General features: G+C 65.5%; 17 protein-coding genes. 10 read left to right on the top strand and 7 right to left on the bottom strand.

Annotated features, from left to right (window positions below; genetic code table 11):
* Positions 1-595: GDSL-type esterase/lipase family protein (locus X803_RS20645; RefSeq protein WP_035779441.1), on the bottom strand; the 595-nt coding region annotated here is incomplete at its 3' end.
* A gap of 135 nt (positions 596-730) precedes the next feature.
* Complete coding sequence (locus X803_RS0115930; protein ID WP_026545906.1) at positions 731-4564, bottom strand: multifunctional oxoglutarate decarboxylase/oxoglutarate dehydrogenase thiamine pyrophosphate-binding subunit/dihydrolipoyllysine-residue succinyltransferase subunit; 3834 nt, start codon at positions 4562-4564, stop codon at positions 731-733.
* Positions 4565-4784: 220 nt separating this feature from the next.
* On the opposite strand from X803_RS0115930, the gene X803_RS0115925 reads away from it, so the two are divergent.
* The 6 genes from X803_RS0115925 to X803_RS0115900 all read left to right on the top strand — a co-directional run bounded on the left by X803_RS0115925 (position 4785) and on the right by X803_RS0115900 (position 12167).
* The gene (locus X803_RS0115925; protein WP_026545905.1) at positions 4785-6236 is read left to right on the top strand and encodes a GMP reductase; all 1452 of its coding nucleotides are present in this window, start codon (positions 4785-4787) and stop codon (positions 6234-6236) included.
* Positions 6237-6728: 492 nt separating this feature from the next.
* On the top strand, positions 6729-8078 hold the full coding sequence (locus X803_RS0115920) for a hemolysin family protein (protein WP_026545904.1): 1350 nt from the start codon (positions 6729-6731) through the stop codon (positions 8076-8078).
* A complete protein-coding gene (locus X803_RS0115915; protein ID WP_026545903.1) occupies positions 8075-9175 on the top strand; it encodes a hemolysin family protein in 1101 nt (366 codons plus the stop codon). Before X803_RS0115920 ends, X803_RS0115915 begins: the two co-directional genes overlap by 4 nt.
* A gap of 171 nt (positions 9176-9346) precedes the next feature.
* The gene (locus X803_RS0115910) at positions 9347-10417 is read left to right on the top strand and encodes a metal ABC transporter solute-binding protein, Zn/Mn family (RefSeq protein ID WP_026545902.1); all 1071 of its coding nucleotides are present in this window, start codon (positions 9347-9349) and stop codon (positions 10415-10417) included.
* Positions 10418-10497: 80 nt separating this feature from the next.
* Positions 10498-11289, top strand: a complete 792-nt coding sequence (locus X803_RS0115905; RefSeq protein WP_026545901.1) for a metal ABC transporter ATP-binding protein — start codon at positions 10498-10500, stop codon at positions 11287-11289.
* Positions 11286-12167 carry a metal ABC transporter permease gene (locus tag X803_RS0115900; RefSeq protein WP_026545900.1) on the top strand — a complete coding sequence of 294 codons (882 nt, stop codon included), beginning with the start codon at positions 11286-11288 and terminating at the stop codon, positions 12165-12167. The genes X803_RS0115905 and X803_RS0115900 overlap by 4 nt, the downstream gene beginning before the upstream one ends.
* Here X803_RS0115900 and X803_RS0115895 read toward each other — a convergent pair.
* Complete coding sequence (locus X803_RS0115895; protein WP_026545899.1) at positions 12164-12595, bottom strand: Fur family transcriptional regulator; 432 nt, start codon at positions 12593-12595, stop codon at positions 12164-12166. The two genes, X803_RS0115900 and X803_RS0115895, sit on opposite strands and share 4 nt — an antisense overlap.
* Before the next feature lie 137 nt (positions 12596-12732).
* Between X803_RS0115895 and X803_RS0115890 the strand changes: the two genes are divergently transcribed.
* Positions 12733-13392 (top strand): MBL fold metallo-hydrolase, encoded by a 660-nt coding sequence (locus X803_RS0115890; RefSeq protein ID WP_026545898.1) that lies wholly within the window; start codon positions 12733-12735, stop codon positions 13390-13392.
* On the opposite strand, the gene X803_RS0115885 is transcribed toward X803_RS0115890, so the two are convergent.
* Positions 13389-15071, bottom strand: coding sequence for an alkaline phosphatase D family protein (locus tag X803_RS0115885; RefSeq protein WP_035779440.1), 1683 nt, complete (start codon positions 15069-15071; stop codon positions 13389-13391). The two genes, X803_RS0115890 and X803_RS0115885, sit on opposite strands and share 4 nt — an antisense overlap.
* Positions 15072-15220: 149 nt before the next feature.
* Between X803_RS0115885 and X803_RS0115880 the strand changes: the two genes are divergently transcribed.
* From X803_RS0115880 to X803_RS0115870, 3 genes are read left to right on the top strand one after another with little or no spacing between them, the layout of a single operon-like run.
* Positions 15221-16051, top strand: a complete 831-nt coding sequence (locus X803_RS0115880; RefSeq protein ID WP_026545896.1) for a sulfurtransferase — start codon at positions 15221-15223, stop codon at positions 16049-16051.
* 51 nt (positions 16052-16102) lie between these two features.
* A complete protein-coding gene (locus X803_RS20640) occupies positions 16103-17164 on the top strand; it encodes an NAD(P)-dependent alcohol dehydrogenase (RefSeq protein WP_035779439.1) in 1062 nt (353 codons plus the stop codon).
* Positions 17161-17586, top strand: a complete 426-nt coding sequence (locus tag X803_RS0115870; protein ID WP_026545895.1) for an HIT family protein — start codon at positions 17161-17163, stop codon at positions 17584-17586. The genes X803_RS20640 and X803_RS0115870 overlap by 4 nt, the downstream gene beginning before the upstream one ends.
* Before the next feature lie 81 nt (positions 17587-17667).
* On the opposite strand, the gene hrpA is transcribed toward X803_RS0115870, so the two are convergent.
* The 3 genes from hrpA to X803_RS20635 all read right to left on the bottom strand — a co-directional run.
* Positions 17668-21609, bottom strand: coding sequence for an ATP-dependent RNA helicase HrpA (gene hrpA, locus X803_RS0115865; protein WP_026545894.1), 3942 nt, complete (start codon positions 21607-21609; stop codon positions 17668-17670).
* A gap of 92 nt (positions 21610-21701) precedes the next feature.
* Positions 21702-22346, bottom strand: coding sequence for a DNA alkylation repair protein (locus X803_RS0115860; protein WP_173400925.1), 645 nt, complete (start codon positions 22344-22346; stop codon positions 21702-21704).
* A 74-nt stretch (positions 22347-22420) separates the two neighbouring features.
* Positions 22421-22926, bottom strand: a 506-nt coding sequence (locus tag X803_RS20635) for a helix-turn-helix transcriptional regulator (RefSeq protein ID WP_156930103.1), incomplete at its 5' end; no start/stop codon positions are given.

Raw genomic sequence — 22926 nt, 5'->3', positions numbered from 1 at the left:
CGGGTGCGGGGATATCCAACCAGTGGAACCATCCCCGGTGCAGTACGAGCCACGCCATGAGGCCGTAGCCTGCCTGGCCCGGGCTTCCTCCGTTGGCGGCGAGATCCGAACGCCACTGTTCGTGGGCATGCAGGGGAGTGAAGGTATCCACGTAGACGTGCTTGCGGCGTGTGGTTACGTCCGCGAAGGCCGCCGAGAGGTCGGCGAGCCGGCGGTTGCGTTCCGCGTCCAGACCGGGAGGCGGTCCCACTACCAGGACCTTGATGCTCATCTGTGCTGCACCGTCGAGGATGTTCGCGAGATTGAGCCGGCTGCGTGCAGTCGAGATCTCAAGATCGAGGTCCCGGTCCGACAATCCGATGAGCAGGCGGTTCTCGGTGGTCTCCGAAAAGCGCCGCCCGGCTTCCTCGACCCAGCGCCCGGCCAACGCCTCGGTGCCTTCACCGGGAGCAGCCAGGCTGTAGGCCTCAAGGGTGGCGTTGTCCGGTGTGGTACGCGCCAGGACCCTCCCGAGCCAACCGAGTGCACGCGGGTCACCGAGTCCTGCGAGAAGCTCGTCTCCCACTGCGGCGAGCCTTATCCTGCGATGTTCCACTGATCACACCTCTGGTTACTTGTCGGGCTGGGTTTCGGTCAGGCACCAACAGAGGCGCCGACCAGTCCGTGCGGGGAACGCCAATGGGCAGGGTCCCAACGACCCTGCCCATTGTACGTTCGGGCCACAGGTAAGTTACTTCCGGTCGAAAGCCTTCTTGATCAGGATTTCCTGCTCCACCGCGTGGTGCTTCGCCGACCCGGTGGCCGTGGAGGCCGATGCAGGCCGGGAAGCCAGCCGGAGCGGGCGATCGAGGTGTTCCGGCAGGTTCAGGCCGATGAATGGCCACGGTCCCTGGTTTGCCGGTTCATCCTGTGCCCAGACGATCTCCGCGTCCGGGTACGCACCGATCGCGGCCCTGATCTCCTCGACCGGTAGCGGAGCCAGCTGCTCGACTCGCAGAATCGCGGTCGAGGTGTCGTTGGCCTTCTGGCGCGCCGCTGCCAGATCGTAGTAAAGCCGTCCGGAAACCAGCAGGACACGGGTGACATCCGCCGGGTTGAGCCCGGCCGTGTCTTCGATGACGGGCCTGAAGCTGCCCTGCGTGAAGTCCTCGACACTGCTCGCGGCCGCCTTCAGACGCAGCAGCTGCTTCGGAGTGAAGATGACCAGCGGCTTCCGCGGCCGGCTGTAGGCCTGCCTGCGCAGCAGGTGGAAGTGCGACGCCGCGGTGGTGGGATTGGCCACCACCATGTTGTCTTCCGCGCACATCTGCAGGAAGCGTTCGATGCGGGCGGACGAGTGGTCCGGTCCCTGACCTTCATAGCCGTGCGGGAGCATGAGCACCAGCGAGGACCGCTGGCCCCACTTCTGCTCCGCGGAGGAAATGAACTCGTCAATGATGGTCTGTGCGCCATTGACGAAGTCACCGAACTGGGCCTCCCAGAGCACCAGGGCGTCCGGGCGTTCCACCGAGTAGCCGTACTCGAATCCCATGGCCGCGTATTCCGAGAGCAGCGAATCGTAGATCCAGAACTTGGCCTGGCCCTCGCTGAGCTCTCCCAGCGGAACCCACTCGGTGCCGTTTGCGCGGTCATGGAACACTGCGTGACGCTGCACGAAAGTACCGCGACGGGAGTCCTGGCCGGCAAGACGTACGGGCACGCCTTCCATCAGAAGCGAACCGAATGCTGCGATTTCGCCGAAGCCCCAGTCGATGCCGCCTTCCCGGGACATCTGCTCGCGCTTCTCGAGCAGGGCCTTGAGCTTCGGGTGAACCGTGAAGCCCTCGGGGAACGCCAGGTGCGCCTTGCCGATGTGGGCGAGGGTCTCGGCGGTGATAGCCGTGCTCGCCGGAACTCCCACACCGTTGTCGGTGCGCTGTGCGATGGGTCGCTCGATGTCGGAGACAGCCGCAGCGTCCTTGGTGACCACCGGGATAGGGGAGGTCTGCGCTGCATGCGTCTCCGCGAAGACGCGCTCCAGCCGTTCCTGGTAGTCCCGCAGCGCCTGCTCGGCCTCCTCCTGACTGATGTCACCGCGACCGATCAAGGCCTCGGTGTAGAGCTTGCGCACCGAACGCTTGGCCTCGATGAGGTTGTACATCATGGGTTGCGTCATCGACGGGTCGTCGCCCTCGTTGTGACCGCGCCGGCGGTAGCACACCATGTCGATGACGACGTCCTTGTTGAACCGCTGGCGGAACTGGTACGCCAGCTGGGCCACCCGGACCACGGCTTCCGGGTCGTCGCCGTTCACATGGAAGATAGGGGCCTGGACCATCTTGGCGACGTCCGTCGAGTACACCGATGACCGCGACGCAGTGGGCGACGTGGTGAAGCCCACCTGGTTGTTCACGATGATGTGGATGGTTCCACCTGTGCGGTATCCGCGCAGCTGTGAGAGGTTCAGGGTTTCCGCGACCACGCCCTGACCCGCGAAGGCGGCGTCACCGTGGACGAGGATCGGCAGGACCGGGAAGGTGTCTCCCTGGTCCAGGCGGTCCTGCTTGGCCCGGACGATTCCCTCAAGGACGGAGTCCACGGCCTCAAGGTGCGAGGGGTTTGCCGCGAGGTACACCTTGGTTTCATTGCCGCTGTCCGAGGTGTAGGTGCCTTCGGTACCGAGGTGGTACTTCACGTCACCGGAGCCCTGCACCGAACGCGGATCCTGGGTGCCCTCGAACTCGCGGAAGACCTGGGCGTAGGTCTTGCCGGCAATGTTGGTGAGGACGTTGAGGCGGCCGCGGTGGGCCATGCCGATCGCGACCTCGTCCAGGCCGTCGTCGGCGGAGTCGGACAGGATCGAGTCGAGCAGCGGAATCAGGGATTCGCCGCCTTCCAGCGAGAACCGCTTCTGGCCCACAAACTTGGTTTGCAGGAAGGTCTCGAACGCTTCAGCGGCATTGAGCCGGTGCAGGATGCGGAACTGCTCCTCACGGCTCGGCTTCGAGTAGGCGTGCTCCAGCTCATCCTGGAACCACTGGCGTTCCTCAGGGTCCTGGATATGCATGTACTCGATGCCGGTGGTCCTGCAGTAGGCGTCCCGCAATACACCGAGGATGGTGCGGAACTTCAGGGTGGGCTTCCCGCCGAATCCGCCGGTCGGCCACTCGCGGTCAAGGTCCCACAGCGTCAGGCCATGGGTACGGACGTCGAGGTCCGCGTGCTTGCGCTGGACGTACTCGAGCGGGTTGGTATCCGCCATGAGGTGGCCGCGGACGCGGTAGGCGTGGATCAGCTGCTGGATGCGGGCAACCTTGTTGATCTCATCCATGGGATCAACCTGGATGTCAGCGCTCCACCGGACCGGCTCATACGGGATGCGCAGGGCCTCGAAGATCTCGTCATAGAAGTTCTGCTCGCCCAGCAGGAGCTGATGCACAATCCTGAGGAACTCGCCGCTTCCGGCGCCCTGGATGACCCGGTGGTCATACGTGGAGGTCAGGGTGATGGTCTTGCTGATTGCGTGCTGGGCAAGCGTCTTCTCGCTTGCGCCCTGGAAAGCGGCCGGGTACTCCAGTGCGCCCGCGCCGATGATGCAGGCCTGGCCCTTGGAGAGCCTCGGAACCGAGTGGACCGTGCCGATGCCGCCGGGGTTGGTAAGCGAGACGGTGGTGCCGGCGTAGTCGTCCGCCCCGAGCTTGCCTGCACGCGCACGCTTGACGAGGTCCTCGTAGGCGTTCCAGAACTCCGAGAAGTTGAGCGTTTCCGCCTTCTTGATGTTGGGGACCACCAGCAGGCGTGAACCGTCGGGCCGCGGCATGTCGATCGCCAGTCCGAAGTTCACATGGGCAGGCTGGACCGCCGCGGGCTTGCCGTCCACGACGTCGTAGTAGACGTTCTGCGAAGGGAACTGGGCGAGTGCCCGGATGATCGCGTAGCCGATGATGTGGGTGAAGGAAACCTTGCCGCCACGGGCCCGCTCCAGGTGGTTGTTGATGACCACACGGTTGTCGATCAGGAGCTTGGCCGGGATGGCCCGGACACTGGTGGCCGTCGGAACCGTGAGGCTCGCGTCCATGTTGGTGGCGATGGCCTTGGCAGGTCCGCGCAGGACGGTGACGGTGTCTTCATCCATTTCCGGGTTCAGATCCGACTTCGGGAGCTGGGCCGGGATGGGAGCCTTTTCGGTTTTCTGCTCCGGCTTGGGCTCGGCCTTGGCCGCCGCCGGCTTCGACGCCGCAGCTTTCTCACGGTCTTGCCCGGGCTCTTCCTTGGCGACCGGCGGCTTGCCGGACTCCTGCGTTGCAGCGGGTGATTCCCCGGACGCCTTGGGAGCATTCTGCTCCGCCGAGACGACGGGCAGCTCCCGGGTGGGGGGATTCGGGTCCCCGGAGCCGGCAGGCCTTGAAGCAGCGTGCCGCCCGTTGTCCGAGCCGCTGCTCTCTGCTTCAAAGGATTCGAAAAGGCTCCACCACTTCTTGTCTACCGAATTCCTGTCCTGGCGGAATTGCTCGTAGAGCTCATCCACAAGCCATTCATTCCCGCCGAATTCTTCCGGTAGACGGTGGTTGGGTTGTTGTGGCACTTGTTATACGCCCTCTTCCATGAGTTGCCCTTGGCCCAAAAAGGTTCACATCAGCGCTCGCCTGACCCTGTTGACCTGCCCATCAGTCTAATGACAGTTTCAGGCAACAAGCCAATCTCGGCACAGTGCCCGGCGTAGCACAACCGATCACTCCACGCGTGCCCGGGCAGGGCGTCGATTCGACATAGACTCCCATGTGTAACCGACTGCAGGAGCACCCGTGCGTTTGATCAACACGCCCTCAACCGACCTCACCTACTCTGACGTTTTCCTCGTGCCGTCAGCATCCGAGGTGATCTCCCGATTCGACGTCGACCTCGCCAGCGACGACGGCACCGGCACAACGATCCCGCTGGTGGTCGCCAACATGACTGCCGTCACCGGACGCCGCATGGTGGAGACCGTGGCGCGGCGGGGCGGACTGGCCGTACTGCCGCAGGACATTCCCGTGCACGTCATCAGCGAGGTGACGCAGTGGGTCAAGCAGCGCGACCTGATCTTTGAGACGCCGCTGAAGCTTCAGCCCGGGAATACCGTGATTGATGCGCTGCACCTGATCAACAAGCGCGCGCACGGTGCCGTGATGGTGGTCGACGATGCCAACCGCTGCGTGGGTGTGGTCCGGGCGGAAGACTGCGAGGGTGTCGACCGGTTCGCCTCCCTCGAGTCCGTCATGCGAACCCGGCCTCTTACCCTGGACGCGGAGCGATTCTCGGCGGACCGCGATGCCGCGCTTCAGCAGGCCTTCGAGGAGCTCGATGCCGCGGGTGCCTCGCTTGCAGCAGTGTCCCGGAATGGAGAGCTCGCCGGCGTCATCACCCGCAAGGGCGCGCTGCGCTCCACCATCTACCAGCCGGCCACTGACGGCAGGGGTCGGTTGCGGGTTGCTGCCGCCGTCGGTATCAATGGCGACGTAGCAGCCAAGGCGGCCGGGCTGCTTGAGGCCGGGGTGGACGTCCTCGTGGTGGACACGGCCCACGGGCACCAGCGCAAAATGCTTGACGCGCTCAAGGCCGTCACGGCCCTTGATCCGTCCGTTCCTGTGGTCGCCGGGAACGTTGTCAGCGCCGACGGGGTACGGGACCTGGTTGAGGCGGGCGCCTCGATCATCAAGGTCGGCGTGGGACCCGGTGCCATGTGCACCACGCGAATGATGACCGCAGTGGGCCGTCCGCAGTTTTCTGCAGTCCACGAGTGCGCCCAGGCGGCGGCGGAGCTAGGTGCACATGTCTGGGCCGACGGCGGCGTCCGATACCCACGGGATGTTGCCCTTGCGCTCGCGGCCGGAGCAAGCCAGGTGATGATCGGGTCCTGGTTCGCGGGTACCTACGAAAGCCCCGGGGACCTCCAGACCGATGGGCAGGGGCGCCTGTACAAGGAGAGCTTCGGCATGGCATCGGCGCGCGCAGTCCAGAACCGGACGCAGCGTGATGACGTGTTCGCCCGCGCACGCAAGGGACTGTTCGAGGAAGGCATCTCAACGTCCACGATGTACCTGGACCCTGCCCGCCCGGGTGTCGAGGACCTGCTGGACATGATCACGGCCGGTGTGCGCAGTTCGATGACCTATGCGGGTGCACGCTCGCTCGCCGAATTCCGCGAACGCGCAATTGTCGGGGTGCAGTCCGCGGCCGGCTACGAGGAAGGCCGTCCTCTCCAGCAGAGCTGGTAGCAGACCTGCGGTGCCGTTCCGGTTCCACGGTGTCCGGAGTCCGGGGTGCGGAGTCCGGTGCCACGGAGTCCAGCGCGCGAGCGATCCTGGAGGCAGCGGACCTCCCGGCGGCAGAGGATGCCCACGGCATCGGTCCGCGCCGTGGACGGCGCCCGTGCTGTAAACTGGAGACCTTATGGACAGTTCCTCTAGGGGCCGGCCCATGGTGCGCACGCAGCGACAGGCAGCATCGATCCGATGTGCAGCGCAGCCATCCAGTGCCGGCAATCCCCGTTCACATGCCCATCACCCACTGACTTCCGCGCGTTGCGACGCTTCCGGCAGCTCATCCATGCCGGATCAGCGCGCCGACGGTGACGCCTCGGGAGACAGCGCCTTGGGAAGCTCCGCGTCGACGGAGCCTTCCCAGCCGGACGAGCCGTCTCAACCTGCGGAACCTCCGAAACCCGCCGCGCGGGGTAATTCCTGCGCACCCACGGCGGTGGTCCGGTAATGGAGTGGCTCTACCTGATTGCCGGCCTGCTGCTGATTCTCGGCACCGGGTTCTTTGTTGCTGTCGAGTTTTCCCTCGTTGCACTCGACCAGACGTATGTCCAGCGTGCGGTGGACGAGGGAGACAAGCGCGCCGAACCGCTGCTGCGCTGTCTCAAGTCCCTGTCCACGCAGCTCTCCAGCTGCCAGCTCGGCATCACCCTGACAACGCTGCTGACCGGTTATGTCATGGAGCCTTCCGTGGGGCGGCTGCTTGAGACGCCGCTGGGGGCACTGGGCGTGCCGGACACACTGCGGGCATCGGTCTCCCTGATTCTTGCGATGACGCTGGCCACCCTTCTCTCCATGCTGATCGGGGAGCTGGTGCCCAAGAACATGGCCATCGCCCTCCCCTTCAAAGTCGGCAGGACCCTGGCCCGTCCGCAGCTCATCTTCACCGCAATCTTCAAGCCGGCGATCGTCCTTCTCAACGGCTTCTCCAACCGAGTGCTGCATCTGTTCGGGCTGGAAGCCAAAGAGGAAATCTCGGGTGCCAGGACTCCCTCCGAGCTGTCCTCCCTGGTGCGGCGGTCCGCGGAGCTGGGAACCCTTGATCAGGGGACCGCAAACTTCCTTGCGAGGACGTTCAGTTTCTCCGAGCGCACGGCGGCAGACGTCATGACGCCGCGAATCAGGATGGCAACGATCGAATCCGACCAGACGGTGGCCGACGTCGTCGATCTCGCGCGGCAGACTGGCTACTCACGCTTTCCCCTCCTCGGGGACTCGCCCGATGACATCCGTGGAGTGGTGCACGTGAAGAAGGCCGTTGCAGTGCCGCGTTCCAGGCGTGCGGAGCTTCCGGCCGGGACCATCATGACGGAGGTCCTGCGGATCCCCGAGACGGTGCACCTCGACTCGCTGCTCAGCGAACTGAAGGAGGCCAACCTGCAGCTCGCTGTGGTGCTCGATGAGTACGGCGGAACTGCCGGCGTGGTCACACTCGAGGACCTCGTCGAGGAGATTGTGGGCGAGGTGGCTGATGAACACGACAAGCTCAAGCCCGGCGTCCTGCAGAGCGCTGCAGGCAACTGGTTCTTCCCGGGCATCATGCGCCCGGACGAGGTCAGTGAACAGATCCCCAACCTGGTTGTGCCGGACGAACCGGGCTACGAGACAGTGGGCGGCTACATCATGTCCGTTCTGGGCAGGATCGCCGAAACAGGCGACCGGGTGGACGTCCCCGGCGGGATCCTTGAGGTGGAACGCATGGACGGACGCCGGATCGACCGCGTCAGCTTCCTGCCCCTGGAGCCTGCGGAAGCAGGACAGTCCGATGCAGCTTCCTCCGCCGCGGGCGGTCCCCGATGAGCGACTGGGCAGGAATCCTGTGGCTGGTCATCCTGCTGATCGGCAACGCGTTCTTTGTGGGCGCCGAGTTCGCGATCATGAGCGCGCGCCGCAGCCAGATCGAGCCGCTTGCGGACCAGGGCATGAAACGTGCACGTACCACCCTCTGGGCCATGGAACACGTGTCCCTCATGCTGGCCTGCGCACAGTTGGGCATCACGGTATGTTCCCTGCTCATCCTGCAGGTGGCCGAGCCCGCCATTCACCACCTGATGGTCGTACCGCTTGAAGCGGCCGGCCTCCCTGGAGGCCTGGCAGACGGCATCGCGTTCGGTATTGCGCTTGCGCTGGTCACCTTCCTCCACGTGACCTTCGGCGAAATGGTGCCGAAGAACATTTCGGTATCCGTGGCGGACAAGGCTGCCCTGTTCCTCGCGCCTCCGCTGGTAATGGTGGCCAAGCTGGTGCATCCCGTCATTTCCAGCCTGAACTGGACTGCCAACCACATTCTGAGGGCCATGCGGATCGAGCCGAAGGACGAGGTGACGTCTTCCTTCACCCTGGAGGAGGTGCAGTCGATCGTCCAGGAGTCCACGCGGCACGGGCTGGTGGACGACGACGCCGGGCTGATCAGCAGCGCGCTCGAATTCTCGGGGCAGACGGCGGGGACCATCATGGTGCCGCTGGAGGAACTGGTCACGCTCCGTACCGACTCCACTCCCGAGGAGTTCGAAAAGACGGTCGGACGGACCGGTTTCTCCCGCTTCGTACTCGTGGATGAGCAGGACAACCTCACCGGTTACATGCACCTCAAGGACGTCATGTCGATGCCGGTCGAGGGGTACCTGCGGCCCATCACGGAGAACAAGGTCAGGGCTCTGGCCAATCTGAGTGTCGATGATGAGATCGAGGACGCGCTTGCCATCATGCAGCGCACCGGGTCCCACCTGGCCCGCGTGATGACCAGCGACGGGCAGGCGCGCGGTGTCCTGTTCCTCGAGGACGTCATCGAGCAGCTGATCGGCGAAATCCGGGATGCCACCCAGAACCAGGGGCACCGGCGCACCGGGGAGTCGCTCCAGCGCGACGCGGAGCTCGGCAGGTTCGAGACGCGCTAGCCCGCCGGGCCGGAAATTCAGGGTCCTTCGCCGGTCGGCGGAGGGCCCTGATCTGTGCTCGGGCTGGTCCCGCTGCAAGGCGCAAAAATGCGAATGATTCGCGTTTAGGTTAGAGTTGGACAAGTCCACAGGGCACCACACCACTTGCGTACACAGATCGAGGGAACATTCATGCGCAGCATTTCCGCGCGAACGACGACGGTACTCGCCGCTTCGGCACTTCTTCCACTGCTGGTGGCTGGCTGCGGCCCCGAGGGCGGCAGTTCGGAACAGGACGCAGCATCAGGCGCGCTGCAGGTGGTGACGTCCACCAACGTCTATGGGGACATCGTCGAGGCAGTCGGTGGGGAACATGTCGAGGTGACGGCGATTGTCGACAGCCTGAGCCAGGATCCGCACTCCTACGAGGCGACGGTGCAGGACAAGCTTGCAGTCTCCAAGGCGGACCTCCTGGTGGAGAACGGGGGCGGCTATGACCCGTTCCTCCATACCCTTGCCGATTCCGTCGAGATGGATCACGAGTACGTACTCAGTGCAGTCGACATCTCAGGACTGGCCCCGGAGGAGGAACCTCACGGCGAGGAGACTCACGCGGAGGAGGAAGCCCACGCCGGGGAGACTCACGCGGAGGAGGAGACTCACGCGGAGGACACTCACGCGGGGGAGGAACCCCACGCGGAGGAGGAACCTCACGCCGAGGACGAACACGCGCACGGTTCCTTCAACGAACACGTCTGGTACAACCTGGCGGCCATGGCGGAGCTCGCCGGCGCCGTAGGGGACAAACTCGGAGCGCTCGACCCCGACAACGCGGACACCTATGAGGCGAACGCCGCCGGCTTCGCAGAGGAACTGGCCGCGATCGAGGAGCGGGCGGCGGCGCTTGCACCGGAGGCCGAAGGCAAGGCCGTCGCCGCCACCGAACCTGTGCCCGCGTACCTGCTGGAAACCGCCGGCCTGGAGGACGTCACCCCCGCCGACTACACCGAGGCAATTGAGGAAGGCGCAGACGTTCCGGTGGCCGCCCTGAACGAGATGCAGGAGCTGGTGAAGAACGGCTCGGTCGCGTTCCTCGCGTATAACGAACAGACCGAGGGTCCACAGACCCAGGCTGTACGCAGTTCAGCGGAGTCCGCCTCGGTGCCCGTCGTCAACTTCACCGAAACGCTTCCCGAGGGTGCGGACTACCTGTCCTGGATGAGCACCAACGTCGACAACATCGCCGAAGCCCTGAAGTCCTGACAGAATTGGCCATGACACTCCCATCCCTTCAGCTAGGAGACCGCGTGGCCAACGACGGCGGTGCTGCCGCTCGCCCTGTGGTGAGCCTTCGCTCTGCCTCCCTCTCGTTTGGGCGCCGGACGCTCTGGCACGATCTTGACCTGGACATCCGGCCGGGAGAATTCCTGGCCGTCCTCGGCCCTAACGGCTCGGGCAAGACGAGCCTGCTCAGGGTGCTTCTCGGCCTGCAGGAACTGGATTCGGGACGGGCCACCGTCAACGGTCATGCACTGCACCGCGGCAGCCGCGCGTTCGGCTACATCCCGCAGCAGAAGTCCTTCGCCGCAGAAACGCCGCTGCGCGCACGCGACCTCGTGGGCCTGGGCGTGGACGGGCACCGCTGGGGGTTCCGCGGCGGCGGAGCAGCCTACCGCCGGACGGTCGATGCCCTCCTGGAGAAGGTGGGCGCGTCGTCGTACGCGGATGCGCCGGTGGGGCGGCTGTCCGGCGGCGAGCAGCAGCGGCTCCGTGCGGCGCAGGCCCTCGCCACGGACCCGCAGGTGCTGCTGTGCGATGAGCCGCTGCTTTCGCTGGACCTGCACCACCAGCAGGCGGTGAGCCGGCTGATCAATGACCAGTGCCGTGACCACAACACCGCCGTGGTCTTCGTGACCCATGAAATCAACCCGATCATCGACTACGTTGACCGCGTCCTGTACCTGGCCGGCGGGCAGTTCCGGGTGGGTCGGCCGCAGGACGTGATGACCAGCGACGTTCTGTCCGAGCTCTATAACAGCCGGGTGGACGTCATCCACAACAACGGCCGCATTGTTGTGGTGGGGCTGCCGGACGCCACCACGCACCATCATCATGCAGAGGCGGCGCAGCCATGACCCTCGACGAAATGCTCCGGGCGATCTTCACGTTCGACAACTACAGCGAGCTGCTGCCGCTGGTGCAGAACTCCATCTGGGCCGGCGCGGTGCTGGGGCTGCTGGGCGGCCTGATCGGTACCTTCGTGATGATGCGGGATCTCGCCTTTGCGGTGCATGGCATCGCCGAGCTGTCCTTCGCCGGTGCGGCGTTTGCGCTGCTCATCGGGGCGAACGTGGTGTTCGGTTCGCTGGTCGGCTCCGTGATCGCCGCGCTCCTGCTGGGCTTGATGGGCATCCGGGCCCGTGACCGCAATTCGATCATCGGTGTCATCATGCCGTTCGGGCTGGGGCTCGGGATTCTGTTCCTGGCGCTCTATGAGGGCAGGGCAGCCAACAAGTTCGGACTGCTGACCGGGCAGATTGTCTCCGTTGACCAGGTGCAGCTGACGCTCCTGGCGGGCTGCGCCGTCGTCGTCATGGCCGCCCTCGGCGCCATCTGGCGTCCGCTGACCTTTGCCAGCGTGGACCCGGAGCTGGCGGAGGCGCGCGGTGTCCCGGTGCGCGGGCTGTCGCTGGTCTTCATGTTCCTGCTGGGCGTATCGGTGGCGCTGTCCATCCAGGTGGTCGGTGCGCTCCTGGTGCTTGCGCTGCTCATCACGCCTGCTGCTGCTGCGCTCAAGGTCACTTCGTCGCCGCGGCTGGTGGTCCTGCTCAGCGTGGCGTTCGCCTGCACGTCGGTGGTGGGCGGTATCCTCCTGGCACTGGGCGGCCGGATCCCCATCAGCCCCTACGTGACAACCATTTCCTTTGTGATCTACCTGGTGTGCAGGATCATCAGCTGGCACCGTTCCACGCGGTCCACCAGGTCCGAAGCACGCGCGGTGCAACCGATCTAAGCCTCAGGCGCGCTGCACTCCGGGCACAGCCCGTAGATTTCCACGGTATGGGCCACCTCGGTGTACCCGTGTTCCTGGGCGATGCGGGCCGCCCACTGCTCGACTGCCGGCGCCTCGATCTCCACAGCCCGTCCGCACTTGCGGCAGAGCAGGTGGTGATGGTGGTGTTCGACGGCGCACCGGCGGTAGACCGCCTCGCCCTCGCCGTTCCGCAGCACATCGACAAGGCCGTCATCGGCCATTGACTGCAGGATGCGGTACGCGGTGGCCAGTGAGACAGACTCGCCGCGCTCGTGCATGGTGCGGTACAGCTCCTGCGTGCTCACGAAGTCGTCCAGCTCATCAAGCGTGGCACTGACCGCCCGGCGTTGCCGTGTAACACGCTGCTCCGACCCCTTGCGGGTGGGCTGCCCTGCTCCAGCTGACATGCCTGGCTGGTCACCTCGCTCTCGATAGTCCGGTGGTGTTCCGGGTTGAACCTCGCGTCAAGGGTAGCACCGGCACCCCCGCCAATCTCCGGCGGTGTGCCGCAGACAGGGACGCAGCACGGCGATAGTGTGGGCGCATGTTGTTGACCAAGTTCACCCATGCCTGTGTCCGTCTGGAGAAGGACGGAACCGCCCTGGTCCTGGACCCGGGGAATTTTTCCGAGGTTGAGGAGGCGGTTTCCGGAGCGGCCGCCATCCTCATCACCCATGAGCATGCGGACCACTTCGACAAGGACCGGATCGCAGCGGCGCTGCGGGCGGCCCCGGAACTGGCGGTTCATGCCCCGGAGGGTGTCGCTGCACAACTGAGGGAGGAACTGGACGACGGCGCAGCGGTCCGGGTGCACTCCGTCGAACCTGAGCGCAGCTACACCATCGCAGGATTTGCTGTGCAAACTTTCGGCGGCCAGCACGCCCTCATCCATCCGCACATCCCGCTGGTGAAGAACATCGGGTACCTGATCGAAGGAACCCTCTACCATCCGGGGGATTCGTTCATCGTTCCGCACGGTGTTCAGGTGCAAACGCTTCTGGTGCCCGTCCATGCACCCTGGTCCAAGACCGCCGAGGTGATTGATTTCGTCACCGCCGTGCGGGCACCGCGGGCTCACCAGATCCATGACGCGCTGCTGAATGAGACGGGCCTGGCCATGGTGGAGGGCCACCTTTCGCGGCTGGGGAAGCACTACGGGACAGATTTCCGCCATCTGGCGCCCGGGGAGAGCGTGTCCCTCTAGACCGGCTCCTTGCGGGGCGCACCGGCTCTCCGGGGCGCAATGGTATGGCGCGCCACCTCCTGGAGCTCGGGCGAGTCGGGGTTGCCATTGACCACGCCGGTTGCCCACCGCAGCTGCAGCCCGCTGTCGGTGTCCTCAAGCAGCGCGAGGTTGTTGTCGAACCACGGCCCCTTGATGCTCGTCCAGGAGAACGGCGGCTTCGGAACCCTGGCGGAGCGGGCCACCAGCGCCCCCAGCGGGCTGGCGACGCCGTAGGACATCACCACCGTCGCGAACCTCAGGGCACGCGGCAGGGGGTTCCGGATGGGTGAGCAGACCGCCTGGAGGATCCGGCTGCCGGAGGACCGGTTGACTTCGGCGATGTAGGAGAAGTGGACATCGCCGGAGAGGAAGGTGACGGTCTGAGGTGCCGGTCCGCGTTTTCCGTCCGCCACCTCGCAGGCGAGCGCCGCAACGGCCCTGAAGCTGCGCTGGAACGCGCCCCAGTGCTCAAGGTCCAGGCCCTGCCGCAGCACTTCGCCCATCCTCGACCCCAGCCTGCCCCAGGCGCCTTCCGCAAGCGCCTCGTCCCACGACTCAATATGGTGAAGACCCCGGGGGAGCAGGAAGGGCAGGGAAGTCGCAATCAGCAGGTGCCGTACCCCGCCGCGGAAATGCTCATCCAGCCAGGTGAGTTCAGTCTCGTCCAGGAGAGACCGCCGCGCGGGTTCAAGGACCCGGGCTGCCCTCGAATCCACGGTGATGATCCTTGCGTCACCGATGTCCCGGCAGTAGCTCCAGCGGTAGCTGAGGGGATCGGCGTCCGCGCGCTCGGCGAAGGAGTCAAGGTCAGCGGTGAGGTCCAGTTCCTCCGGCCCGTGGTGCGAGGCGATCTTCTGCCACAGCGGGTCCTCGGTGCGGGCCGCGGAGGAGAGATTGCCGAGATGCTGGTACACCCAGTAGGAGGCCAGCCCGGCGACAATCCGGCCGTGCCACCACGTGGTGCCGTGCATCTTTTTCCGCCAGGACAGCGAGGCGTTCCAGTCGTCGCGGATGTCGTGGTCATCAAAGATCATCGCGCTGGGAAGGGTGGACAGCAGCCAGCGGTTCGCGGGGTCGGACCAGGCGAGCTTATAGAGGTGGGCGTACTCCTCGTAGTCCTTCAGCTCCTCACCCGGCGGTTCATGCAGCGACCGGCGGGAGGAGATGAACTCCTTCATCTCCTTGCTCGTGGAATCCGCATAGACCTGATCGCCCAGGAACGCGACGAGGTCCGGGCGGGCGTCGTCGTCGTCGGTGTGTGCCCGGTGCATCGCATAGGCGCGCAGGGCATCGACGCCGTGGGTGGCGTTGCCCATGGTGTCGTGGGGAACGCTGGTCCGGCAGGAACCGAACGCGAGCCTCAGGCGCCGTTCGGGGTGCAGCGTCCGGATGGACGGGGCAGGAAAGGGCGAGTCCGGCTCCGGCCAGCAGCGCTCGCCGTCGATGGTTACGGTGTACTCCAGGGTGGTGCCCGGCGGAAGGCCGGCGGCCTCCACCAGGGCGTAGTGATGACCGTGGGCGCCGAAGGTGGAAGCGGTCCACGCGTCCGGTCCCGCGCGCAGTTCCACGGTGCAGGCCTCGCTGGTTTCCACCCATAGGGCAGCTGAGGTTTCGTCAACGTACCGGAGCATCGGACCGAGCACCAGGGAAGCTGTCATGACCCTGTTGTACCCCTTGTCGGCCTGCAGGGCCAGAGGACCGCAATACCGCGTGCCGGGCCGGGTTGGAGGGTGGAACAAAGCTGTGGTGAACTTGGCTCACACCCTGACCGGTGTGCCACCGGTCACACTTTCACAAGGAGATCTTCATGGAGACTCTGATGGACGTGCAGGCACTGCGGAACCGGATGACCTCCGGGCGGCAGACCGTCCTGCTGGATGTTCGCTGGGCGCTGGGTAACCCCCACGGTCACGAACAGTACCGATCAGCTCACATTCCCGGCGCCGTCTACGTTGACCTCGAGACGCAACTGTGTTCGCCCCCCTCCGCTGCCGGGGGGCGGCATCCGCTGCCCGAGCCGGCGGCGCTGGAGGAAGCGGCCCGTCAGTGGGGCATCAACGACGGCGACGTGGTGGTCGCCTATGACGACACCGGTAATCTTGCGGCGGCGCGGCTATGGTGGCTGCTCCGCAACGCCGGCCTGACCAGTGTCCACCTGCTCGACGGCGGACTGGCGGCATGGCTGGCGGCGGGTTACGGGACGGAGCGCGGTGAGGAGCAGCACTGCCTGGGCGACGTAACCCTGGACTTCGGGCATATGCCCGTGGTGCGGACCGAGGACGTCCTTGCCCTCGCCAGAAGCGGTGTCCTGCTGGATGCCCGGGCACCGGAGCGTTTCAGTGGGGAGAGTGAGCCCGTTGATCCGAAGGCGGGACACATTCCCGGTGCGTTGAACTCGCCCACCGCCGGTAACCTGACGGCGCAGAAAACCTTCCTGCCCGCAGCCGAGCTGCGACGGCGGTTCGCCGCCCTCGGAATCACCGAAACGGCTGACGTCGCGGTGTACTGCGGGTCCGGTATCACAGCTGCCCACGAGATCGCCGCGCTTGAGCTGGCCGGATTCCGGGCTGCGCTCTACCCGGGGTCCTGGTCCCAGTGGTCCCAACGCGCGGACCTGCCGGTGGCGACGGGCCCCTGACAGCGCTCAGCTGATCGTCCGGAAAACCCTCGCTGTGAGAGAGTAGCCGGTATGACCACTGCCTATGCCTACGCGGCGACTTCGCCGTCCAGCGGACTGGGACGCACCACCGTTGAACGCCGGGAGCCGGAACACGACGACGTCGAAATCGCCGTCGAATTCTGCGGATTGTGCCACTCGGATGTGCACGCGGCCAGGAGTGAGTGGGGGGCTGCCCGCTACCCGTTGGTGCCCGGCCATGAGATTGTCGGGCGGGTCACCCGGGTAGGGGAGTCCGTCACCTCCTTTGCGGTCGGGGACCGGGTGGGGGTCGGTTGCATGGTGGACTCCTGCCGTGAGTGTGAGAGCTGCGCTGACGGTCTGGAGCAGTACTGCGAACGCGGGATGACCGCCACCTACGGCACGCCTGACCGCAGGCGCGACGGCGAGATCACCCAGGGCGGTTACTCGACGTCCATTGTGGTCAATGAGGGGTACGTCCTTCGGATACCGGCGGGCCTGGATCCGGCCGCCGCCGCGCCCCTGCTCTGTGCCGGGATCACCACCTTCTCCCCGCTGAACCATTTTGGTGTGGAGAAGGGTGATGCTGTCGGCGTCGTTGGACTGGGCGGTCTGGGGCATGTGGCCGTGAAGATCGCCAGGGCGATGGGTGCTGAAGTGACAGTGTTCACCACGTCCCCCGGCAAGGTGGACGCTGCGCGGGAGCTGGGAGCCGACCACGTGGTGGTCTCGCGGGATGCGGACGCCATGGCCGATGCTGCGAACACACTGGACGTGGTCCTCGATACGGTGGCGGCCCCGCATGACCTCAACGAACTGCTCCGTACCCTGCGGCTGGACGGAGCCCTGTTCCAGCTCGGGTTGCCCGCCGATCCGATGCCTGCAGTGGACCCCGCGCTGCTGGTCCGGAAGCGGCGCACCTACGCCGGATCCCTCATCGGCGGCATCGCGGAAACGCAGCAGATGCTCGATTTTTGTGCTGAGCACGGTGTCGTATCCGACATTGAACTGGTGACCGCCGACCAGCTCAACACGGCCTACGACCGCATGGTTGCCGGTGATGTGTTGTACCGGTTTGTCCTCGACGCCGGATCACTGAAGGAGGATTCATGAGCACACTGTTCACGAAGATCATCGAGGGGGAGATTCCCGGCCGCTTTGTCTGGAAGGACGACGACGTCACGGCGTTCCTGACCATCGCCCCCATCACCGACGGTCACGTCATGGTGGTACCGCGCCGCGAGGTGGCCCACTGGGTGGACCTGGATCCGGATCTCCTCGGCAAGGTCATGGCCGTGGCGCAGAGAATCGCCCGGGTGCAGGAGAAGGAGTTCAGCGCCCGGCGCATCGGAGTGCTGATGGAGGGCTACGAAATTCCGCATGTGCACGTCCACATCTGGCCGACACAGAGCGCAGCCGATTTCGACGTGCACAAGGTGGACCACAACCCCGATCCGGCAAAGCTCGACGAGAATGCGGACCGGCTCCGGCGTGCGCTGCGGGACGCCGGCCACGCGGCCTACGTTCCCGACTGACCTGATCCACTGAACTGTTGCGCAGCTCTGGCGGGTTGCCAGGTGCGCACCCCGCCGGAGCTGCCCGAAACTTGCCGGTCCTCAGGCGGCGAGGGCTTCCCCGAGCGCGGCCCGGATGCGTTTTTCCGACACTGAGTAGGCCGTTCCCAGTTCCTGCGCGAACAGGCTGATCCGCAGTTCCTCCAGCATCCAGCGGACACGGGCCAGGGCCGGCGGCACTGTCCGTCCGTTGGGCGCAACGGCGGCCAGGGCGTCGTCGTACTCGTCTTCGAGACGCTGGACGGTCGCGGTGTTGATTGCGTCGCGCTGGACGTTGCCGGCCAGCTTTTCCAGCCGTTTCTCGATGCCGGCGAGATACCGCGGCAGGTGGGCGAGCTGGGCGTAACCGGTCCGGGCAACAAATCCCGGAAAGACGAGCTGCTCAAGCTGGCTCTTCACGTCATTCAGCGCCGTAATGAGGGCCAGGCTGGTGGTTCCCCTGAGCTGCTTTTCGATCCTGCGCGCACTGGCGAGGATCTTTTCGACGATTGCCGTCACCGCGAACACGGTGTCGATGAGTTCCGCGCGGACGTTCTCATACAGGGCGTCGAACTCTCCGGCCGTCCACGGCAGACCCTCCGGCGTGAGCCTGTCGATCGCCGCGATGGAACAATCCTCGATCAATGCACTGACACTGCCGTGCGGGTTCTGCGTGAAGGTCAGCTTTTCCGCGTTGCTCAGATGCTCCAGGACGTAGCGTGCCGGGCTCGGCACCCGCAGGGCGAGCAGCCTGATGACGCCGGCGCGCATCGCGGCGGACTGCTCGTCCGGGTTCGGGAAGACCCGGAGGCCGACGGACTTCCCCTCATCGACCAGAGCGGGATAACCGGTCACCCGGTGGCCGCCGACGATGCGGGACACTTCCTGCGGCACCGTGCCGAAGTTCCACGCGGTTGCGCCGCTGATCTCCGTGATGCCAGGACTCTCCGGTGCCGATGACGACGACTGGACCGACGACTGCTCAACCGATGACGACGACGGCGGTAGAGACTGTTGCTTGCGCCGCGCCGCAACGCCGGTCCGCTGAATCGAAGCCGGTGTGGCGCCCAGGGACTCGGCGATTGCGCGACGCGTCTGCGGGGCAAGCCGGTCCTTCAGGGCAGACAGATCCTTGTCCTCGTCCAGGACGCGCCCGTTCGCGTCGACAACCTGGAAGCTCATCAGCAGGTGAGGCGGGAGGGCGTCCCGGTTCCAGGAACCCGGCGGGATGATGGAGCCTTTCAGCCGGCGCAGGGCCAGCTCCAGCGAGGGTTCGAGTTCGTCGCGGGCAGGATCGAAGTCCGCGTGGAGGGAATCGACGGCTGCCCGGGCGACATCCGGTGCCGGAATGAAGTTCTTGCGGACCTGCTTCGGCAGCGACTTGATCAGCGCCGTCACCAGTTCAATGCGCAGGCCGGGAATCTGCCACTGGAACGGTGCCGGTTCAAGCTGGTTCAGGAACAGGATCGGCACCTGCACCGTCACCCCGTCCGAAGCCCCGGGAACGTTGGGAGAAAACTCGTAGCTGAGCGGCAGCTCGAACCCCTGCTGATGCCAGGTCTTCGGGAAGGCCTGCTCGTCGAGACCGGCATCCCGGCTGAGCAGTTCTTCAGGATTGAAGTCGAGCAGCTCGGGGTTCTCCTGGCGGGCCTGCTTCCACCACTTGTCGAAATGCCGTTCGGACACAACCTCGGCTCCCACCCGCGCGTCGTAGAACGCGAACAGGGTTTCGTCGTCGACCATGAGGTCGCGGCGGCGCATCCGGTTTTCCAGCTCTTCGATCTCCGCGATCCGCGCCTTGTTGCGCGAAAAGAATTTGTGATGCGTTCGCCAGTCACCCTCAACGAGGGCGTGCCGGATGAAGAGCTCACGCGCCAGTTCCCGGTCAATGCGACCGTAGTTGATTCGCCGCTGGGGCACGATCGGCACTCCGTAGAGGGTGACCTTCTCATAGGCCATGACGGAGCCCATCTTGCGGGACCAATGCGGCTCGCTGTAGCTGCGCTTCACGAGGTCCGGAGCAACGTCCTCTGCCCACAGCGGATCGAAGGTGGCGACAACCCGTGCCCACAGCCGTGAGGTTTCCACGAGCTCGGCCGCCATCACCCAATCCGGGTTCTTCTTGAAGAGCGCGCTGCCGGGGAAGATGGCAAATCGGGTTCCGCGCGCGCCGGCATACTCGCGCTTGCGCTGGTCATACAGGCCGATGTGGCTGAGCAGACCGGACAGCATGCTGATATGGACGGCGTCGTGCTGCGCTACCGGGTCAACCTCCCCCGGAGAAAGGGTGATGTTGAGGGGTTTGGCCAGCTGGCGCAGCTGGGTGAAGAGGTCCTGCCACTCGCGCACACGCAGGTAATTGATGAACTCATTCCGGCACAGCTTGCGGAACTGCGTCGAAGACAGAGCCTTCTGCTGTTCCTGCAGATACCGCCAGAGGTTCAGGTAGGCGGTGAAGTCGGACTTTTCATCAGTGAACCTCCGGTGCTTCTCGGTGGCAGCCTGGAGCTTCGCCGTCTGGTCAGGCTGGGGACGTTCCCGAGGATCCTGGATGGTGAGCGCCGCGGCTAGCACCATCACTTCCCTGGCGCAGCCACGGCGACCGGCTTCCACAATCATGCGGCCGAGCCGCGGATCCACCGGAAGCTGGGCAAGCTGCCGGCCCACCGGGGAAATGCTGCCGTCAGCGGTGAGGGCACCCAGCTCACGGAGGAGGGTGACGCCGTCGTTGATTGCCTTCGAATCCGGCGGTTCGACAAAGGGGAAGGCGGCGACGTCCTTCGGACCACGGGTCACGCCCATCGCCGTCATCTGCAGGATGACAGCTGCGAGGTTGGTCCGCAGTATCTCCGGATCCGTGAAGGGGCGCCGGGACTCGTAATCCTCCTCGGAATACAGGCGGATGGCGATGCCGTTGGACACGCGGCCGCAACGGCCCGACCGCTGGTTCGCTGATGCCTGCGACACCCGTTCGATCGGCAGCCGCTGCACCTTGGTACGGTGCGAGTAGCGGGAAATGCGGGCGGTTCCCGTGTCAATGACGTACTTGATTCCGGGGACGGTCAGCGACGTTTCAGCGACGTTTGTCGCCAGGACGATTCGCCGTGCTGACCCGCCCGGCCTGAACACCCGGTGCTGTTCCTGCAGTGACAGCCGGGCGAAGAGCGGGAGAATCTCGGTACCGCGAAGCCGCGGATTCACCTGGACGCGTGCGCGGAGGGCATCGGCGGCGTCGCGGATCTCGCGTTCACCGGAGAAGAACACCAGGATGTCCCCGGGTGGCTCGCCTGCCAGTTCATCGACGGCATCGCACACCGCATCCAGCGGGTCCCGGTCTTCCTCGAGTTCATCGTCGCTGTCCGATTCGGTGTCGCCCGCAGGCTGGCTGAGCGGACGGTAGCGGATCTCGACGGGGTAGGTCCGCCCCGAGACCTCGATGATGGGTGCGGGCTTCTTGACCGGCGCGGCTTCATCGGCAGCGAAGTGGTTCGCGAAGCGCTCGGGGTCAATGGTGGCGGAGGTGATGATCAGTTTCAGGTCCGGCCGCTTCGGGAGGATGCGCTTCAGGTACCCGAGGATGAAGTCAATGTTGAGGCTGCGCTCATGTGCCTCATCGATGATGATGGTGCTGTACTTCAACAGCTGCTTGTCATGCTGGATTTCGGCGAGCAGGATACCGTCCGTCATGAGCTTGATGCGCGTGCTCCGGCCCACCTCCCCGGTGAACCGGACCTGGTATCCGACCTCTTCGCCGAGCTTCACGTCCAGTTCCTCGGCGATCCGCTCGGCGACCGTGCGGGCTGCCAGGCGGCGGGGCTGGGTATGGCCGATCATCCCTGACCGGCCAAGGCCGAGCTCCAGGCACATTTTGGGGATCTGGGTGGTTTTCCCCGAGCCGGTTTCGCCCGCGATGATGGTGACCTGGTTGGCTGCGATAGCTGCCATGATGTCCGCCCGGCGTTCAGAGACTGGGAGCTGGGCAGGGTAGGAAATTGTCAGTGACATGATTGATTCCAAGTTTACTCGGCGCGGCGGCGGGCAGCCGCTCACCGGTGTTCGCCGGCGCCCATCACCGGCTGTGAGAGCGGCAACCGGTCCTAACCGGCGTCCTGCCGCCGCACCATTTCATTGATCCATGCCGGGGCAAAGGGCGATGTGCAGCCCGGGGAGGTCGGGTAGTCCCTCAGCACCCCAAGGCGTTCGCCGATCCGGAGCGCGCGCTCACGGTGTTCCGGGTGGTGAATACCGATCTGGGCCAGGCAGGTGTTCATCGCCCACTGCAGCCGCTCCGGTGCGTCCTTCATTTCTGCTTCGATGATGTCCAGCAGTCCGGCGAGGTCCAGGCCCTCAGCGTGTTTTGCCACGCGGTCGGCCGTCAGTGCCCAGCCCGCGCCTGCGACCACCGGGTCGGCATCTGCAGACCAGAGGACGCGCAGTTCCTCGGTGTGCGGGTTCTTCCGTACCACGTAGTTGATGAGCCAGTCCTGGATCTTGGGTGCACGTGCTGAGCGAAGCATGGTGTCAAGCTCGTCCCGTCCGAAGGACCCGGGGCGGCAGATCAGGATGGCCAGGAGCCTCGCTGCCGTGTCACCGGTTGTCCACAGTTGCTGCGCCAGGTCCTGCTGGGTCTTCAGCCGCTTGGCGAGCGCGCGCAGCCGCGAGAGATTCACGCCGTGGTCGTCGCCGTGCCTGGCATTGACCTCGCGCATTCTCGGGTCTTCGAGCGCGGACAACTCGTCCATCACCTCGGCAACGGTGGTCTGTGTCTGTGCTGGTCCGGCCACGTGCTTCTCCTGTCTTCCCTTGCTGGTTCAGCCTACGACGGACCGGCGGATGCGGCACCTGCGGCCGGTCCTGCGCCAGGAATCGCGGAACCCGCGGCCCGCATCAGGCGTCCGGCGGCCGCGACGGCATGTTCCCGGAGCCCCGGCGGCTCGAGGATCTCGAAGTCGAACCCCAGCGCCACTACGTGCATCAGCGGCCAGTCCAGGGAGTCAGCGCCGAAGCGCATGAGGGTAGCGCCGTCGTCGTCCTCGATTTCTGCGACGTTCGGCGGGACCAGCTGGGCGATGTCGGCCACGGGTGCGGCGACCCGCACGAGGATGTCGTGCCTGTAGGGGGAGCGGGTGATGGACCTCTGCACGTAGGCCGCGAGGTCGTCAGCCGGCAGCGGGCGTCCGGAGAACCTTTCGCGCGGTGCGGGTACGCTGAGGCAGCGGTCCACACGGAAGGTGCGCCAGTCCTGTCTGTCAACGTCCCAGGCCACCAGATACCAGCGGCGCCCGGTGTCCACCAGCCGTACCGGTTCGACGACGCGGCGGG

It is taken from the genome of Arthrobacter sp. 35/47, from assembly GCF_000520475.1.
GTDB lineage: Bacteria > Actinomycetota > Actinomycetes > Actinomycetales > Micrococcaceae > Arthrobacter_D > Arthrobacter_D subterraneus.
This window is presented reverse-complemented; position numbering and strand designations above follow the sequence as displayed.

Excerpts from the sequence above, each read along its gene's own strand:
- X803_RS20640 (WP_035779439.1), top strand. The coding sequence starts at position 16,103 with ATGACCACTGCCTATGCCTACGCGGCGACTTCGCCGTCCAGCGGACTG.
- X803_RS0115910 (WP_026545902.1), top strand. The coding sequence starts at position 9,347 with ATGCGCAGCATTTCCGCGCGAACGACGACGGTACTCGCCGCTTCGGCA.
- X803_RS0115895 (WP_026545899.1), bottom strand. The coding sequence starts at position 12,595 with ATGTCAGCTGGAGCAGGGCAGCCCACCCGCAAGGGGTCGGAGCAGCGT.
- hrpA (WP_026545894.1), bottom strand. The coding sequence starts at position 21,609 with ATGTCACTGACAATTTCCTACCCTGCCCAGCTCCCAGTCTCTGAACGC.
- X803_RS0115860 (WP_173400925.1), bottom strand. The coding sequence starts at position 22,346 with ATGGACGAGTTGTCCGCGCTCGAAGACCCGAGAATGCGCGAGGTCAAT.
- X803_RS0115920 (WP_026545904.1), top strand. The coding sequence starts at position 6,729 with ATGGAGTGGCTCTACCTGATTGCCGGCCTGCTGCTGATTCTCGGCACC.
- X803_RS0115880 (WP_026545896.1), top strand. The coding sequence starts at position 15,221 with ATGGAGACTCTGATGGACGTGCAGGCACTGCGGAACCGGATGACCTCC.
- X803_RS0115870 (WP_026545895.1), top strand. The coding sequence starts at position 17,161 with ATGAGCACACTGTTCACGAAGATCATCGAGGGGGAGATTCCCGGCCGC.
- X803_RS0115900 (WP_026545900.1), top strand. The coding sequence starts at position 11,286 with ATGACCCTCGACGAAATGCTCCGGGCGATCTTCACGTTCGACAACTAC.
- X803_RS0115885 (WP_035779440.1), bottom strand. The coding sequence starts at position 15,071 with ATGACAGCTTCCCTGGTGCTCGGTCCGATGCTCCGGTACGTTGACGAA.
- X803_RS0115890 (WP_026545898.1), top strand. The coding sequence starts at position 12,733 with ATGTTGTTGACCAAGTTCACCCATGCCTGTGTCCGTCTGGAGAAGGAC.
- X803_RS0115915 (WP_026545903.1), top strand. The coding sequence starts at position 8,075 with ATGAGCGACTGGGCAGGAATCCTGTGGCTGGTCATCCTGCTGATCGGC.